We start from the raw sequence: 17046 nt of genomic DNA, 5'->3' as shown, positions 1-17046 counted from the left end.
GCACGGGATTGCATCAGCGCCTATGACTGGACCCATGAAAGCCACCGTATCCGACATCGCCAGAAGCTGCGGCCTGTCGACCGCGACCGTAGACCGGGTGCTGAACAACCGGCCGGGCGCCAGTGCGGCCAACCGGCAGCGCGTGATGGAAGCGGCCAAGCAGCTCGGCTACCTGCCGACGCTCGACCAGGTCGTGCTGCCGTCGAAGCCGGCGCATCTCGAATTCTTCCTGCCGATCGGGTCCAACGCCTTCATGGCCGACCTCGCCCATCACATCGAGGACTATGCGGCGCGCCTGCCGCTGGTCGCTTCCTGCCGCATCCACAACCTTGCCGGCATTTCGCCTGGCGCGCTGCAGGGGGCGGTGGAGAACCTCTCGCTCAAGGCCAACGGTGTCGGCGTCATCGCCGTCGACCACCCGCGCACGCGCAACATCCTGCGCGAGCTGGTCGAGGCCGGGATCAGGCTGGTGACGCTGGTCTCGGATGTGCCGGCCGCGCCCCGCTCGGCCTATGTCGGCATCGACAACCGGGTGGCGGGCCGCACCGCGGCGCTGCTGATGGGGCGCTTCCTCGGCGGCCGCACAGGACATCTGGCGATGGTGGTCGGCTCGCGGTCCTATCGCGGCCACGAGGAACGCGAGATGGGTTTTCGTTCGGTGCTGAGCGAGGAGTTTCCCAATCTCACCGTCTCAAGTGCCGCCGAGAGCCATGACGAGCCGGAGGCCAGCTACAGCGCCACGATCAAGGCGCTGCACAACGAACCCGAGCTGCTCGGTATCTATTGCGTCGGCGCCGGACGCTCCGGCGTGGCCAAGGCGCTGCTCGAGGTCAAGCCGCGCCGGAAGCCGGTGTTCATCTGCCACGACCTGACCAAGGAAACGCGCCGCTACCTCGTCGACGATCTCGCCGATGTCGTCATCGACCAGAATGCGCGGCTGATCGCGGAGCAGGCGGTGATCCGCCTGCTCGGTTCGATCGCCTCGTCGGCGCCTTATCTGACGAAGAAGTTCATCGAGCCGCGGCTGATCTTCAAGGAAAACGTGCCGGTGCAGTAGCGCCTGGAGGCGCAATTCCGGACGGGCGGCTACGGCGAGGTCGCCGAGCTCTAGCCGCTCGCCCTATTTGTCTGATAATTGATCCCACAATTCTGCACAGCAGCTATGCACGTTTCGCAATTGCCGAATCGTTGGGCAACTCGTAATTATGAACCTGTCAGATGTCTTCCTCCTCCCAGACACTGACGGTGAATACGGTACACCTCCTCCCGTGCCGTATTCGAAATCAAGCCCGCTGCCACCTCCTCCCGGCAGCGGGCTTTTTCTTTGCGCGCGTGGATACAACGCCGGGCGACGCCAGTCCCGTGGAGCGAGCGTCCATCTGACGCTGCTCAACTACGCGCCTAGCCCTTGGCGGTCACCAGATTGGAGCTGACTTCGAAAACGACTCCCGATCCATCGGCGTGGGACTGCAGCACGGGCGCACTCCCGCTCACGATGTCCTCTACGACGCGTTGGCGTTCCTGATCGGCCATTGCCTTGCCGGCAGCACTCATGCCGACCAGCGCCATCGTGTTCAGTCGCAGGAGGGGCGCGCCGTCCTCAAACCGTATCGTGCGCGATATCGTCCTTGATCGAACCTCGTGGAAGCCGGCGTCCCGCAGCAGTGCTTCGAGCGGCGCAGCATTGCCAAGGCTGTGGCGCAGGTCCGCGATTGGGCCGAGGAGCCGCTCGGCGACGCGGCGGAGTTCTCGAAAGAAGGGGATTTCCTCATCGGAGCGCCAGGTGGCAACGGCCAACCGGCCACCCTGCGCCAGCGCTCGCCGCATCTCGGCCGCCGCGGCGGGCTTGTCGGGGAAAAACTGCAGCCCCTGCTGACAGACGATCACGTCGAACTGCTCTTTGTCATGGAGAGGCAGAGCACTGGCATTACCTGCGCGCCAATCGATGTCTGGCGCCACGGTGCGCGCGACGGCAAGCATTTCCGGGTTGATGTCGATGCCGACAACATAGCCGGCGGCACCGAGCCGTTCCCTGGCAACGCGCGCGACTATTCCTGTGCCGCAGGCGATGTCCAAGACACGGTTGCCTGGAGACAGCGTCACCTCATCGAAGGTCGCTTCGGCCCAGGGGCGAAAGAGAGGCCCCACGAGCCAGCGCTCGTACATCCCCGGAAAACTTGCCTGACCCATCGCGCAACGCCCGATTCCGAGACAGCATAACAGAATCAGGATGAGGCGAAGACGTCAGCGCGCCCGGAACGAGGCGATCAGGCTCTCTGCCATGCGCACGAATTGCGCGCTCGGGCCTTCACTGCCTATGGTTTGTACGCTCACCCGTGCGCCCTCGAACAACAGCGACAGCGTATCGGCCAAAAGCTCGGCCTGCCCGATACCGGCATCCCGGCAAAGCGCCACAAGACGATCGCGCTGGGCCTGCTTGAGTTCCTTGATCACGCGCCTGGCCGGATGATCCGTTTCCGTCAGCTCGACCGCGGCGTTGGCCATATCGCAGCCGCGGCTGTCGGAAGCGAGCATGTCGGCGACTTTGCGAACCCAGGCATGGAGTTGCGCCAGCTTGTCGCCAGGATGCTGGGCCTCGAATTCGTCCCAGACCGCGGCGCCCTTGGCCGCCGTGGCGCGCAGGCATTCGATGACCAATTCGTCCTTCGATTCGAAGTGACGATAGAGCGTCATCTTGTTGGTGCCGGCAGCCTCGGTGATGGCGTCGACGCCCACACCCTTGATGCCGTGCTTGTGGAACATGTCCTGCGCCGTTTCCAGGATTCGATCCCGGGGACGGGAACGCTCCGCAACGCCGTCAGTCATCATGCTCTCCTTTCGTCGTTTCCAAAAAAACCGAGGTCACCTCTTGACTAGGGTGTTACCGGTCTGTAACTTTTAGATGTTACTTACTGGTAACACCTATATCACTTCCCGTCAAACGACAAGGCCACCGATAGGCCCGCCAGAGTGAGATAGGACGAAAAAACAGCCTGTCATGCGGCTTCGGCCGGTGAAGAACGAGAAAAAAGCGGCCCGTGATCAACCGATGCGGGACGAGCAAGGAGCCACTCCTATGCAAAAGCGCAAAGACCTGACGATCGACGAAGCCATCCGGGATCCGATGATCCGGCTGGTGATGAAGGCGGACGGGATCGATCCCAAAGCTTTCGAGCGGATGCTGCGCCAGCGCGCGGCGGAACAGGCGCCGGACGATGACGTCCTGCCATCCTTCCTGGCGGATTCCGGCTCCGGCCGGGCCCGGCGCCTGCGCCATTTCGCAAAACCCTTCGGCGAGGCGTCCGCATCATGGTAAATTTCTTCGTCCACCGTCCGATCTTCGCGTCGGCGATCGCCATCATCATGGTGCTCGCCGGCGCGATCGCTTATTTCCTTTTGCCGGTCTCGCAATTCCCGGACATCACGCCGCCGCAAGTCGTGGTCAGCGCCCATTATCCGGGCGCCAGCGCGCAGGTCGTCGCCGATACGGTGACGACACCGCTCGAGCAGCAGATCAACGGCGTGCAAGGCATGACCTACATGTCGTCGACGAGCTCGAATGACGGCTCCTCGACCATCACGATCACCTTCGACGTCGGCTATCCGCTGAGCACGGCGGCCGTCGACGTGCAGAATCGCGTCAGCCAAGCGGCATCCTCCCTGCCGGCCATCGTCAACCAGGGCGGCGTGACGATCAAGAAGCAGAACCCCAACTTCGTGCTGATCGTCGACCTCACCTCGCCCGACGGCTCGGTCGATCCGGTGGCGCTGAGCAACCTCGCCTATCTCCAGGTGGTCGATCCGCTGAAGCGCCTGCCCGGCGTCGGCGACGTGCAGATCTTCGGCGAGCGCCGCTATTCGATGCGCGTCTGGCTCGACCCCGACAAACTGGCCAATCTCGGCATCACCGCCGTCGATGTTCAGAACGCCATTGCCGAGCAGAACGTGCAGGTCGCGGCCGGTAAGATCGGCCAATCGCCGGCGCCCGCCGGCACAGCCTTCGAGATGCAGGTCAACGCCGTCGGCCGCCTGAGCGACCCCAAGGAATTCGGCGACATCGTCGTGCGCGCGAACTCCGAGAACGGCTCGCTGGTCAGGCTGCGCGACGTCGCCCGCATCGAGCTCGGCGCGCTGCAATATTCCTCATCCGCCTTCTTCGGCAAGGACCCGACCGTGGTGCTGGCCGTCTACCAGATGCCCGGCTCCAACGCGCTCGACCTGCAGCAGCGGGTCAAGGACAAGATGCAGGAGCTGTCGCAGCGTTTCCCGAAGGGCGTCAACTACGCCATGCATTATGACACGACGCGCTTCGTGTCGGCCTCGATGCATGACGTGCTGATCACGCTCGGCGAAGCGCTGGTGCTGGTCGTGGCGGTCGTGTTCATCTTCCTGCAGAGCTGGCGCACAACCATCATTCCGACCATCGCCATTCCCGTGTCGCTGATCGCGACGCTGGCGATCATGTATATGCTAGGCTTCTCGCTCAACATGCTCTCCCTGCTCGGCATGGTGCTGGCGATCGGCCTCGTCGTCGACGACGCCATCGTCGTGGTCGAAAATGTCGAGCGACAATTGGAAGCGGGCTTGAAGCCGCTTGCCGCGACGCGCGCGGCGATGGCCGAAGTGACCGGGCCGATCATCGCCACCACCGCGGTGCTGATGGCGGTGTTCATTCCGGTCGCCTTCATCCCGGGCGTCTCCGGCCGGCTCTACAACCAGTTCGCGCTGACCGTGGCGATCTCGGTCGGCATCTCGGCCTTCAACTCGCTGACGCTGTCGCCGGCGCTGAGCGCCGCTTTCCTGCGCCATCGCGGCGAAACGCAGTTCGTGCTGTTCCGCTGGTTCAACGCCGGCTTCGACTGGCTGTCGCATGCCTATGCGCATGGCGTGCGTATCCTGATCAAGCTGCGCTGGATCATGCTCGGTCTGTTCGCGGCTGGCCTCGTCGCCACTTATTTCGTCTGGCAGAAATTGCCCTCGACCTTCCTTCCCGTGGAGGACCAGGGCTATTTCTTCGTCGTCATCCAGTTGCCGGACGGCGCTTCCCTGGAACGCACCGACGCGGTGGCGCAGAAGGCGCGCGACATCCTGCAGAACACACCAGGCGTCGACATCGTCGGCTCGATCAGCGGCCTAAACTTCCTGACCAGCGCCGCGCAGTCGAACTCGGCGGTGGAGTTCGCCATCCTGAAACCATGGGACGAACGCGGCCCTGACCAGAGCGCGTCGAAACTGGTCGAACAGGTGCGCGGCAAGCTCTTGCAGATGCCGGATGCGTTCGCGCTCTCCTTCGATCCACCCTCGATCCCGGGCATCGGCACCACCGGTGGCTTCGAATTCCAGGTGGAGGATCTGTCGGGCCGCGGCAGCGCGGCGCTGAACGACGTCACCCAGGCGCTGCTGGCCGAGGCGCGCAAGCAGCCGGAGCTCAATCCGCAGCAGCTGTTCTCGTCCTTCTCGACCTCGACGCCGCAGTTCAACTACGACCTCGACCGCAGCAAGGCGAAGCTTCTCGGCCTCAACCTGCCGGATGTCTTCAACACGCTGCAGATCTATCTCGGCTCGCTCTACGTCAACGACTTCAACCTGTTCGGTCGCACCTTCCGCGTGACCATCCAGGCCGACAAGGACGCGCGCGCCGACGCCACCGACATCTCGCGGCTCTATGTGCGCAACGCGTCGGGCGGCATGGTGCCGCTGAGCACGCTGGGCAAGCTGGTGCCGATCGTCGGACCGGAGACCGTGCCGCATTACAACAACAATGCCTCGGCCCTGATCAATGGCGGTGCTGCCCCCGGCTTCTCGTCCGGACAGGCGGTGGCGGCCATGGAGCGGGCGGCGGCGAATGTGCTGCCGCGTGACTTCGGCTACGAATGGACCGGCATCACCTTCCAGGAACTCAAGGCCGGATCGATCGCCTCGGTCGTCTTCGGACTGGCGATCGTCTTCGTCTTCCTGATCTTGGCGGCGCAGTATGAAAGCTGGGCGATGCCCTTCATGGTGCTGCTCGCCGTGCCACTCGCTCTGTTCGGCGCCTTCGTGGTGCTTTTGCTGCGCGGCATGCAGATCGACGTCTACTCGCAGATCGGCTTCGTCATGCTGATCGGGTTGGCGGCCAAAAACGCGATCCTGATCGTCGAGTTCGCAAGACGACGGCGCGAGGAAGGCCTGACCATCGTCGAGGCGTCGATGGAAGCCGCAAGGCTGAGGCTGCGGCCGATCCTGATGACGGCCTTCGCCTTCATCCTCGGCGTGCTGCCGCTGATGTTCGCGACGGGCGCGGGCGCGGCCAGCCGGCAGTCGATCGGCACCACCGTCTTCGGCGGCATGGTGGCGGCGACCATCCTGTCGCTGGTCTTCGTGCCGGTCTTCTACGCGGTGATCGAACAGCTGCGCGAGCGCGGCGAAAAGAAACCAGCCAAGGGACACCACGACGCCCCCCAGCCAAAAGAAATTGAACCGACCGCCGAGCCGGCGCCCCAGCTCGCCCAGGCGGCCGAATAGGATTGGAGAACCAAGATGCGTAAATGGAAAATCGCTTTGGGAACGGCCGTTGCGCTCGGCGCAATCTCGGTGGCCAGCGTGCATTTGCTCGACATGGGCAATCTCAGCGGCGGCACGGCGGGCGCGGCGCCCGCGCCGGCGGCCTTCGTGATGCCGGTGCCGGTGGTGAACGTCGTCAAGAAGACGCTGCCGATCTATCTCGACTACGCCGCGCGGGTGGAGTCGATCCGCAGCATCACGCTGCAGGCCCGCGTGCCGGGCTATCTGCAGGAGCAGACCGTCGCCGATGGCAGCGACATCAAGCAGGGCGACCTGCTGTACCGGATCGCGCCGGAGGACTATCAGGCCGCGCTCGACCAGGCCAAGGCGCAGGTGCAGCGCGACACCGCAACGCTCGACTATGCAAGGTCGAACCTCGGCCGCGGCACCGACCTTGCCAAAGCCGGTTATCTCGACAAGGACAGCTTCGACCAGCGGACCAGCAATCTGCGCACGGCGCAAGCCGCGCTTGCGCTCGACCAGGCGGCGGTGCGGACGGCCGAGCTCAATCTCGGCTATGCCGAGATCAAGGCGCCGTTCAACGGCCGCATCGGCCGCAACCAGGCCTCGGTCGGCACACTGGTCAGCGTCGCCGGCACGGTGCTCAACACGCTGGTGCAGCTCGACCCGATCTATGTGACATTCAACCCGAGCGAGAGCGACCTCGTGCAGATCAAGCAGGCGAAGGCTAACGGTCCGATCGCCGTCGACGTGCTGTTGCCCGGCGAGACCCAGCCCAGCCAGAAAGGTGAGCTCACCTTCATCGACAACACGATCGACCATTCGACCGGGACGATCACGGCGCGCGCCACCATCGGCAACGCCAAGTTCTCGCTGCTGCCGGGACAGTATGTGCGGGTGCGCCTGCATGTGAAGGAACAGCCCAACACGCTAATGGTGCCGCAGGTGGCGCTGGGTTCCAGCCAGCTCGGCAAATACCTCTATGTGCTGGGCAAGGGCAACACCGTCGACCAGAAGCTGGTGTCGCTTGGGCCCACCGACGGCGACCTGATTTCCGTGACCTCCGGCATTTCCGAGACCGACCAGGTGATCACGGGCAATTTGCAGAAAATCGGACCCGGAATGCCGGTTTCTCCCTTGCCGCAACCGAAACCGGCCAGCTGATTCCCCCATCAGTTTCCGGTCCGACGGCGCCCTCGGTTCCTACTCCGAGGGCGCCGTTTTGCTATCTGGGCTCAGGCGATTCCGAACGGAAGTCATTGCGTGCTTTCATAGAGTTGCTTCCAAGCAGTTCGACCAGGCCGGCAACGTCGGCGCGCTCGGCCTTCGCCGGCAACATGAAGGCGCAATAGGGCTGACCAAGGCGAACCGACACGGATGACAGCGCGATGAGCCGGCCGGCTTCGAGATCGGCGCTTGCCATCACCCTCTGCCCGAGTGCTATTCCAAGCCCCAGCCGCGCGGTGCCGATCGCCAGGCTGGAGAGGCCCACGCGGCGGCCATGCGAGGGGTCGGGCGCACGGCTTCCGCCGGCAGCGGCGAACCAGTCCGCCCAGCTTGGATGCGAGGCATAATTCGGGCCCCAATTGGTGTGGATGAACTGGCTTTCATGCACTTCGGCCAGATCTGAAGCACCGTGGTGTTGCCAGTAATCGGGCGATGCCACCGGCAGCACCTCGTCATGGACCAGCCGGACCATCTTCAGCGCCGGGTAGTGGTAGTCGCCATAGGAGATGCGCAAGTCGATGTTCTGGCGCACGACGTCGACGGGATCGTCCTCGACGCGGACATCGATCGCCATCCGCGGAAAGCCGTCGAGCAGCACGGCAAGCCTTGGCGCCAGCCAAAGCTCCGCCAAAGAGAACGGCACGCTGACGACGAGGCGCGTCCGCAAGCCGCCTTCCAGCATGCGCCTGCCGACCGCCGCGATCTCGCCCAGCGCATGCGCCGTCTGCGGGTAGATGGCGTGGCCGGCATCGGTGAGCGCTATGCGGTTGCCGTTGCGCACGAAGAGCTGCTTGCCGAACCAGTCTTCCAGGTTGCGGATCTGCTGGCTGACCGCGGCCGACGAGACCCCGAGCTCGGTCGCGGCAAGCGTGAAGGAACCGGCGCGCGCGGCGGCCTCGAAAACCCGCATCGCATTCAAAGGCGGAAGCTTTTCCAAGCGCTATCCTCAAAAGATTTTCTTGGGCAAGCCTAACAATTTTCCGCGTTGCTGCAAAGATTTCCTTGCTGTGTAGTGACCCCAGATTTTTTGGAGGACGCTATGATCGACAACATGCTCGACCTGGACCGATACCCGCTCGACCGCGAAGGCAGCCCTGACTGGCAGCGCCTGGTGGACGACTCCAAGGCCGCACTAGAGGCCAACGGCATGTTCAACCTCGAAGGCTTTTTGCGCCCCGGCATTGCCGAAAAGGCGGTCGCCGAGATCCGGCCGGTGATGGACACGCGCTCGCATGTCCACAAGCGCATGCACAACATCTACTTCAAGCCGTCGATTCCGGAACTGGCGCCGGACCATCCCGCGCTGCGCAAGGTGGAGACGATCAGCCACACGGTGTGCGCCGACCAGATCCCGGGCAGCACCGTTCTTTCGATCTATGAATACGAGCCGCTGGTGCGGTTCCTCTCGGCGGCGATGGACAAGCCGCAGTTGCATGTCATGCAGGACCCGCTGGCCCGCGCCAATGTCATGGGCTACCGCGCCGGCGAAGCCCTCAACTGGCATTTCGACCGATCGGAATTCACCACGACGCTGCTGCTGCAGGCCCCCGAAATCGGCGGCGACTTCGAATACCGCACCGACCTGCGCTCGGACAGCGACCCGAACTATGACGGCGTGGCCAAGCTGCTCGAGGGGCGCGATCCCGAGGCAAAGATCCTGCGCATCAAGGCCGGCACGCTGAACGTTTTTCGCGGGAAGAACACCGCGCACCGGGTCACCACCGTCGAGGGTAACCGCGAGCGCATGATCGCGGTGTTCTCCTACTACGAACGTCCGGGCGTGATGTTCACCGATGAGGAGAGGATCGGCTTCTACGGAAGAGCAGCTTGAGGCTACCGGTCTAAAATCCGCTGTTCGTGGAAATCGGCTCTTGTTAGATTGTCGACAATCTGCTTGTCTTGCAGAAATTCCTCTTGAGGGTCGACCTATGGCAAAGCTGGATTTCAGTCCGATCGCGGATACGACGCGCAGGGCGGAGATCGTCGCCCTGCTGCGGCGCGCCATCCTGACCGGCCAGTTGGAACCGGGGCAGAAGCTCAACGAGCTCAGGATCTCGGAACAGATGCGGGTGAGCCGCGCGCCGCTGCGCGAGGCCATGCGCGAGCTGGTGCAGGAAGGCATCCTGACCAGCATCCCCTATGCCGGAACCTTCGTCATCGAGGTCACGGCCAAGGACATTATCGATGCTTATTCGCTCAACCAGGTTCTGGATGAGTTCGCCATCGAGAGGACCTGGCCGCAGCGCGACCAGCGCTTCTTCGACGAGCTCGACCGCCGCCATGAGGCGGTGAAGCAGGCGACACGGGCGCTCGACACCACGCGCCAGATCGAGACGGCGCTGCAACTGCACGGGCTGATCTATGAGTGGGCCGACAATTCGGTGCTGCTGGAGACCTGGCAGCGGCTGACCAGCCGGCTGCAGATGTATTTCGCCCTGCATCAGCGCGCCCGCAACGAGCCGGTGCCGGCCGAGGATGTGCACGAAACCTATGTGGCGCTGCTCAAGGGCTCGGACATGCGCGCCGCGCAGCGCCATGCGCGCGAGCATATCGACCTCGATTTCGAGGAGCTGCTTGCCTATGCGCGCGGCCTCGAAAAGCGCGCATCGAAGAACTGACAGACCCGGACAGCGGACACAAACGTGAAGATCAAGAGCATCAAGGCCTACCATGTCGTGCAGCCCTTCGTGGACGGCCCCTACCGCATGTCCAAGGGGCGGGTCGCCGACTGCTTCGACGCGGTGATCGTCGCCATCACGTCCGACAGCGGCGTGACCGGCTGGGGCGAGATGGCGCCGCTCGGCAATTTCTATTCGGCCGCGTTCCCGGCGGGAACGCGCGCGGGCGTGCCGGAAATCGCGCCGCATCTGATCGGCCAGGATCCGCGTGGGCTTGCCGGCATCGGCAGGCTGATGGACACGGTGTTCAAGGGCCATCCCTACATCAAGTCGGCGCTCGATATGGCGTGTTGGGACCTGGCGACGCGAGCGGCCGATGTGCCGCTGGTGACCATGCTCGGCGGCCGCGAAAGCGACATGGCTGAGACCTACCGGGTCGTCACCCACGGCACGCTCGATCAGATGGCGGCTTTGGCCAAGCGGATCATCGCCGAAGGCTGCCGTCGGCTTCAGGTCAAGGTCGGCGGCAATGTGCATGACGACATCGAGCGGGTGACGACGGTGGCCTCGGCCGTGCCGAAAGGCACGGTGATCTTCTGCGACGCCAATGCCGGCTGGACGCCCTACCAGGCGCGCCAGTTCGCCGACGCCACGCGCGGCATCGACTACACGTTCGAGCAGCCCTGCACGACGCTCGATGAGAACATGTCGGTGCGCCGCATGCTCGACAAGCCGATGGTGCTGGACGAGTCCGTTACCTCGCTCGGCGAGATGCTGGAAATCCACCGCCGCGGCGCTGCCGACGGATTGACGCTGAAGATCTCGCGGCTGGGCGGCGTGACACAGACACGGCTGATCCGCGACGTCGCCGTCGATCTGGGCTTCATGATCACGGTGGAGGATACCGGCGGCGCCGAGATCGACACCGCCGCCATGGCGCATCTGTCGCTGTCGACGCCGGCGGAGCGCCGGCTGCATGCCATCGCCTTCCACGAATGGGTGACGGTGCGCACGGCCAGGAACGCGCCACCGGTGACCGGCAGCCATATGGGAGTTCCCGACGGCCCCGGCCTCGGCATCGACGTGGACCCAGGCCTGCTCGGCCAACCCTTCTTCGAGATCGGCTGACATGAAGATCAGGCGTGTCAAGGCAACCCCGATCAACTACCGGCTAGAGGCGCCTTACGTCTGGGTGTTCGGCGAACTGGACGGCTTCTCGCCGACCATCGTAGAGGTCGAGACCGAGGACGGGCTTGTCGGCATTGGCGAGGCGCCGACACCGGGTGCCGCCCCTGTCATCAACGACGCGCTGGCGCCTAGGCTCGCCGGCCGCGACGCCTTCGACATCGCCGGCGCCGAGGAAGTCTGCCTGCCGTTCTGGAGCGGCGTTCAGTCGATCAACGACCGCACCCGCATCATGGCTTTCGGCGCCATCGAAATGGCGCTCTGGGACCTGCGCGGCAAGGCCTGGAAGCAGCCGCTCTACCAGCTGCTCGGTGGCGCGGTGCGCAAGGACATCCCCTTCACCGACTATTTCGCGCTGCGCGGCGATGGCGCCAGGGTGAAGGGCGAGAAGACGCCGGAAGAAGTTGCCGACTACTGCGTCGAACTCAACGAGCGCCACGGCACGACCTTCTTCGAGGGCAAGTTCTCGACGCATGACCCGAAGGTGTCGATGAAGATGGTCGAGCTGATCCGCAAACGGCTCGGCGACGCGGCGATGATCCGCATCGATTCCAACCAGGCCTATTCGCTGGCAACCGCCCGACAATTGGCGCGGCCGCTGGAGGAGCTTGGCGTGCGCAACTGGGAAGACCCGGTGGCAACCATCGAGGAGATGCGCGAACTGCGCCGTCACACCTCTATTCCCTTCTCGACCCACAACATCGACATCGCCCGCGCCATGGAGCTGAAGGTGCCGGACGCCTTCGTCGGCAATCCGACGGCGCATGGCGGCATCAACCGCATGCTGCGCTTCGTCGGCGCCTGCGAGCATGCCGGCATCGACTACTGGTGCTACAGCGGCGACACCGGTGTCGGCAGCGCCTGCTACCTGCACCTGTGCGCCGCGCTTGGCTGGATCAGGGAGCCCAACCAGTCGCTGTTTCGCATGCAGCCGATGGACATCATCGAGGAAGGCCCGTTTTCGCCGAAGAACAACACCGTGCCGGTGCCCCAAGGCCACGGCCTCGGGGTCACGCTGTCGCAGGAGCGGCTTGCCGCCTGCCATCGCGATTTCGTCGAGAACGGCCCCTGCAACAAATATCACGACCCGGAAAAACCCGGGACTTACCGCAGACTGCCGCTGAATTAGGAGGGATGTCGAAAAGCAAGCAGGATTTATCGGGAAAAAGGCGGCCATGGGTCGCCTGGCCGACAGACAATTCATCAAGAAAATCTGACTTTTCCGTCCCAACGAGCGGATGGATCGGTCGGAGCCGCATGCTACTGTACATCGACCGATACTGACGAGAGCCGGGAACAGGAGAACTCCACGGAACTCGCAAATCGAATGCACTCGCCAACCACAACAACTGGGGAAAGGGCTCAGACCATGAGCAAGAACTATCGCATTCTCGATCTCCTCCGGCGCGGCCGCACGCCGCTCGAAAACCACCTCATCGACGGCCTGATCGACGGCCGCATCAGCCGCCGCGAATTCGTGCGCCACGGCAGCCTGCTCGGCCTGTCGCTGCCGCTGCTCGGCCGCATCGGCATGGCGGCCGGCTTCGGCGCCGCGCCCTCGCTGGCGCACGCCGGCGCGCCAGGCGCCACCATCCGCGTCGGCAGCAGCGTGCCGGCAGCCGCGATCGACCCCGTCACCATCGCCGATGCCGGCGGCCTGCTGGTCATGCAGCAGGTGGCGGAATTCCTCTGCGTCGACGGTCCGGACCTGGTGCTGAAGCCCGCGCTGGCGGAAAGCTGGAAGCCGAATGCCGACGGCACGGTGTGGACCTTCACGCTGCGCAAGGGCGTCAAATTCCATTCGGGCGGCGAGATGAAGGCCGAGGACGTGATCGCCAGCATCGACCGGCTCGCCGATCCGGCCAATTCGTCCAACGCGCTGTCGGTGTTCACCGGCATCCTGCAGAAGGGCGCCTCGAAGAAGGTCGACGACTACACCGTCGAATTCCACCTCGACGCGCCGAACGGCAACTTCCCCTACATGCTGTCGTCCGACAACTACAACGCCGTCATCATCCCGGCGAGCTACAAGGGCGGCTACGAACAGAGCTTCGACGGCACCGGGCCGTTCAAGCTCGAGAAATACACGCCGAAGGTCGGCGCCTCCTTCGTGCGCAATGACGACTACTGGGGCGAGAAGGCCTTGCCGGACCGCACCGAATTCACCTTCTTCACCGACATCCAGCCGCAGATCCTGGCGCTGCAGGGCGGCCAGATCGACATCATCAACCAGATGCCGGTGCTGGCCGGCGTCGCCGTGCTCAACGACCCGAATGTCGACATCATCAGCCTGAAGTCGTCGGCGCATCAGCAGCTGCACATGCATTGCGACGAAGGCCCGACCAAGGACGCCCGCGTGCGCCGCGCCATCGCGCTGTGCCTCGACCGCGAGAAGCTCGCCGCCGGCCTGATGAAGGGCCGCTCGGCGCTCGGCAATGACAGCCCGTTCGCCGCCGTCTACCCGTCGACCGACACCAGCGTGCCGCAGCGCAAGCAGGATATCGCCCAGGCCAAGCAGCTGATGGAAGCGGCCGGCCTCGCGCAGGGCTTCAAGATGACGCTGACCACCGAGCGCTATCTGGAGATCCCGGAATACGCGCAGCTGATCCAGAACTGGGTCAAGGAAATCGGCATCGAGCTCGAGCTCAACATCCTCGACCAGGGCGCCTATTACGGCGATGCCGTGTTCGGCAAGTCGAACTGGCTGGATTCGGCGATGGGCATCACCGACTACGGCCACCGCGGCGTGCCCAACGTCTATCTCGCCGCCCCCTTGAAGAGCGACGGCACCTGGAATGCCGCCCACTTCAAGAACAAGGACTACGACCAGCTCGCGGCAAGCTATATCGGCGCCCTCGACCTCGAGGCGCAGAAGGCCGACGCCGGCAAGATCCAGAAGCTGCTGCTCGAGGAAACGCCGGTGGTCTTCGGCTATTTCTACGACTATCTGACGGCGACGGCGAAGGGCGTGGCGGGCGTGCAGCCCACCGCCATGTCGCAGCTGTTCCTCGATAAGGCGTCGAAAGGCTGAGCATGAGGCAAGCGTAGGTCCCGCGGCGCCGGCCTCGAAAGAGGCTGGCGCCTGCCAGCGAGATCGGGATGGGGCGCCGTGCGCCCTTTCCGTTATCGCTGCCGCGGGATGATGCGTCGCATGGGAACCGCAACCCTGCTCACCACCATGCATTGGGGGACGTACGAGGTCCGCGCCGAGAACGGCAGGCTCGTCGGCGTCGAACCGTGGCATGGCGATCCCGACCCGTCGCCGATCGGCAGGTCGCTCGTCGGCACGGTGCAAGGTGAACTGCGCGTTGCCCGCCCCGCGATCAGGCGCGGCTGGCTCGAGGGCGACAGGTCCGGCCCGGCAGGCAGGCGCGGCGACGAGCCCTTCGTCGAAGTGCCTTGGGAGACCGCGCTGGATATCGTCGCGGCCGAGCTCGACCGCGTTCGCTCGGCGCATGGCAACAGCGCCATCTATGCAGGCTCATATGGTTGGGCGAGCGCCGGGCGCTTTCACCATGCGCAGGGCCAGGTCCATCGCTTCCTCAACACGATCGGCGGCTATACCGGCTCGGTGCTGAGCTATTCCTATGGCGCGGCCGAGATCATCCTGCCGCATGTGCTGGGCAGCACCGATGCGCTGACCGGTAATCATACAACCTGGGATGGGATCGAGCGCCATGCCAAGCTGATCGTCGCCTTTGGCGGGTTGCCCTGGCGCAACACGCAGGTGCAAGGCGGCGGATCGGCAAGGCACGAAGCGTCGGCGGCGTTGCGCAACGCCGTCGCCAACGGCGCGCGGCTGATCAACGTCTCGCCGGTGCGCGACGACGCTCCGCGCGGGGCCGACACCGAATGGCTGCCGCTGCGGCCGAACAGCGACACCGCCGTGATGCTGGCGCTCTGCCATGTGCTGCTCAGCGAGGGCCTGCACGACGAGGCGTTCCTCGCGCGCTACTGCACCGGCTTCGAGACTGTGCGCGCCTATATTCTTGGCGAGAGCGACGGCCAGCCGAAGGATCCGGCCTGGGCGGCGAAACTCAGCGGCGTCGACGCGGCGACGATCTATGCGCTGGCTCGCGACATGGCCGCCAGGCGCACCATGCTGATGGTCAGCTGGTCACTGCAGCGGGCCGACCACGGCGAGCAACCCTACTGGGCGGCGATCACGTTGGCGGCGTTGCTCGGCCAGATCGGACTGCCGGGCGGCGGCATCGGCTTCGGCTATTCCTCGACCAACGGCGCCGGCCGGCCGGAGATGGGTTTCCGCTGGCCTTCGGTGCCGCAAGGCAGGAACGCGGTGACGCATTTCATTCCCGTCGCGCGCATGGCCGATATGCTGCTCACTCCGGGTGGGTCGTTCGACTTCAACGGCGCCGCCCTGACCTATCCCGACATCAGGCTCGTCTACTGGGCCGGCGGCAATCCGTTCCACCATCACCAGGACCTCAACCGGCTGGTCGAGGCCTGGCAGCGGCCCGAAACGATCATCGTCAACGAACAGTTCTGGACGGCGACGGCGCGTCACGCCGATATCGTGCTGCCTGTCACCACGCCGCTGGAGCGCAACGACCTCGCCTTTTCGAACCGCGAGAACCACATCGTCGCCATGAAGCAGGCGATCCAGCCATTCCAGGAGGCGCGTGACGACTTTGCCATCTTCGCCGATCTGGCAGCGCGGCTCGGCACAGGCGATGCCTTCACCGAAGGGCGCGGCGCCGACGCATGGATCCGGCATCTCTATGGCCAGGCGATGGAGAATGCCGAGGCAGTCGGCGTGGCGATGCCGCCCTTCGAGCGTTTCTGGCAGGACGGCCATGCCGAGCTTACCCGCTCGGTGACGTCGCAGACCTTCCTCGGCGCGTTCCGCGCCGATCCGGAACGGCATCCGTTGGCGACACCATCCGGCCGTATCGAGCTCTTCTCGGCGACGGTCGAGTCCTTCGGCTACGATGAATGCCCCGGCCATGCCGTGTGGCGCGAGCCGCGCGAGTGGCAGGGCAATGACCGCCTCGCCGAACGGTTCCCGCTGCATCTTCTGTCGCCGCAGCCGGCCGACAAATTGCACAGCCAATACGATCACGGGTCGGTCAGTCGGGCGAGCAAGGTCGCGGGCCGCGCGCCGCTGCTGATCAACCGCGAGGACGCAGCGGCGCGCGGCATCGCGGACGGCGCGGTGGTCAAGGTCTTCAACGACCGGGGATCATGCCTTGCCGGCGCCGTGCTGACCGACAGCCTGATCCCCGGCGTCGTGCAACTGCCGACCGGCGCCTGGTTCGACCCGGCCCGTCCAGGCGAACCGGAAGGTCTCGAAAAGCACGGCAATCCGAATGTGCTGACGCCCGATCGCGGCACGTCGCGGCTCGCACAGTCGCCGACCTGCAATTCGACGCTGGTTGAGGTCTCGCGGTTTGCCGGTCCCGTTCCGCCCGTGACAGCCTTCGATCCGCCTGCCACTATTGATCTGTCCGATGTGCCCGACATGGCTGGGCGCAAGGGCCTTTGCTAAGGAGAC

13 protein-coding genes are annotated in these 17046 nt (G+C 64.7%); 10 read left to right on the top strand and 3 right to left on the bottom strand.

Features of this window, described 5'->3' with window-relative positions:
- The first annotated feature begins 34 nt into the window (after window positions 1–34).
- Window positions 35–1057, top strand: a complete 1023-nt coding sequence (locus tag KVT37_RS12980) for a LacI family DNA-binding transcriptional regulator (protein ID WP_217573409.1) — start codon at window positions 35–37, stop codon at window positions 1055–1057.
- A 344-nt stretch (window positions 1058–1401) separates the two neighbouring features.
- Here KVT37_RS12980 and KVT37_RS12975 read toward each other — a convergent pair whose 3' ends face one another.
- Together KVT37_RS12975 and KVT37_RS12970 are read right to left on the bottom strand one after the other, a co-directional pair.
- Window positions 1402–2190 (bottom strand): class I SAM-dependent methyltransferase, encoded by a 789-nt coding sequence (locus tag KVT37_RS12975; protein ID WP_217573407.1) that lies wholly within the window; start codon window positions 2188–2190, stop codon window positions 1402–1404.
- 54 nt (window positions 2191–2244) lie between these two features.
- Window positions 2245–2826, bottom strand: a complete 582-nt coding sequence (locus KVT37_RS12970; RefSeq protein ID WP_217573873.1) for a TetR/AcrR family transcriptional regulator — start codon at window positions 2824–2826, stop codon at window positions 2245–2247.
- 250 nt (window positions 2827–3076) lie between these two features.
- Here KVT37_RS12970 and KVT37_RS12965 point away from each other — a divergent pair, with 250 nt between their 5' ends.
- The 3 genes from KVT37_RS12965 to KVT37_RS12955 are packed head-to-tail and all read left to right on the top strand — an operon-like array spanning window position 3077 to window position 7668.
- The gene (locus KVT37_RS12965; protein ID WP_217573871.1) at window positions 3077–3316 is read left to right on the top strand and encodes a hypothetical protein; all 240 of its coding nucleotides are present in this window, start codon (window positions 3077–3079) and stop codon (window positions 3314–3316) included.
- Window positions 3310–6504: an efflux RND transporter permease subunit gene (locus KVT37_RS12960; RefSeq protein ID WP_217573405.1), complete on the top strand. Its 3195-nt coding sequence runs from the start codon at window positions 3310–3312 to the stop codon at window positions 6502–6504. Before KVT37_RS12965 ends, KVT37_RS12960 begins: the two co-directional genes overlap by 7 nt.
- Window positions 6505–6519: 15 nt before the next feature.
- Window positions 6520–7668: an efflux RND transporter periplasmic adaptor subunit gene (locus tag KVT37_RS12955; protein ID WP_217573403.1), complete on the top strand. Its 1149-nt coding sequence runs from the start codon at window positions 6520–6522 to the stop codon at window positions 7666–7668.
- 61 nt (window positions 7669–7729) lie between these two features.
- Here KVT37_RS12955 and KVT37_RS12950 read toward each other — a convergent pair whose 3' ends face one another.
- Window positions 7730–8668: a LysR substrate-binding domain-containing protein gene (locus tag KVT37_RS12950; protein WP_217573401.1), complete on the bottom strand. Its 939-nt coding sequence runs from the start codon at window positions 8666–8668 to the stop codon at window positions 7730–7732.
- Window positions 8669–8770: 102 nt separating this feature from the next.
- On the opposite strand from KVT37_RS12950, the gene KVT37_RS12945 reads away from it, so the two are divergent.
- The 6 genes from KVT37_RS12945 (at window position 8771) to KVT37_RS12920 (ending at window position 17040) form a co-directional block, all read left to right on the top strand.
- Window positions 8771–9562: a 2OG-Fe(II) oxygenase gene (locus tag KVT37_RS12945; protein WP_254633993.1), complete on the top strand. Its 792-nt coding sequence runs from the start codon at window positions 8771–8773 to the stop codon at window positions 9560–9562.
- 97 nt (window positions 9563–9659) lie between these two features.
- Window positions 9660–10349 (top strand): GntR family transcriptional regulator, encoded by a 690-nt coding sequence (locus KVT37_RS12940; protein WP_217573399.1) that lies wholly within the window; start codon window positions 9660–9662, stop codon window positions 10347–10349.
- A 24-nt stretch (window positions 10350–10373) separates the two neighbouring features.
- Complete coding sequence (locus KVT37_RS12935) at window positions 10374–11477, top strand: mandelate racemase/muconate lactonizing enzyme family protein (protein ID WP_217573397.1); 1104 nt, start codon at window positions 10374–10376, stop codon at window positions 11475–11477.
- A 1-nt stretch (window position 11478) separates the two neighbouring features.
- Complete coding sequence (locus KVT37_RS12930; RefSeq protein WP_217573395.1) at window positions 11479–12663, top strand: mandelate racemase/muconate lactonizing enzyme family protein; 1185 nt, start codon at window positions 11479–11481, stop codon at window positions 12661–12663.
- Between the two features lie 240 nt (window positions 12664–12903).
- Window positions 12904–14565, top strand: coding sequence for an ABC transporter substrate-binding protein (locus KVT37_RS12925; protein ID WP_217573393.1), 1662 nt, complete (start codon window positions 12904–12906; stop codon window positions 14563–14565).
- Between the two features lie 120 nt (window positions 14566–14685).
- A complete protein-coding gene (locus KVT37_RS12920; RefSeq protein WP_217573391.1) occupies window positions 14686–17040 on the top strand; it encodes a molybdopterin guanine dinucleotide-containing S/N-oxide reductase in 2355 nt (784 codons plus the stop codon).
- The last annotated feature ends 6 nt before the right edge of the window (window positions 17041–17046 follow it).

Origin of the sequence: Mesorhizobium sp. GbtcB19 (assembly GCF_019091085.1) — a bacterium.
Taxonomy (GTDB): domain Bacteria; phylum Pseudomonadota; class Alphaproteobacteria; order Rhizobiales; family Rhizobiaceae; genus Mesorhizobium.
The sequence above is the reverse complement of the archived record's forward strand: the minus strand, read 5'-3'. Positions and strand labels throughout refer to the sequence as shown.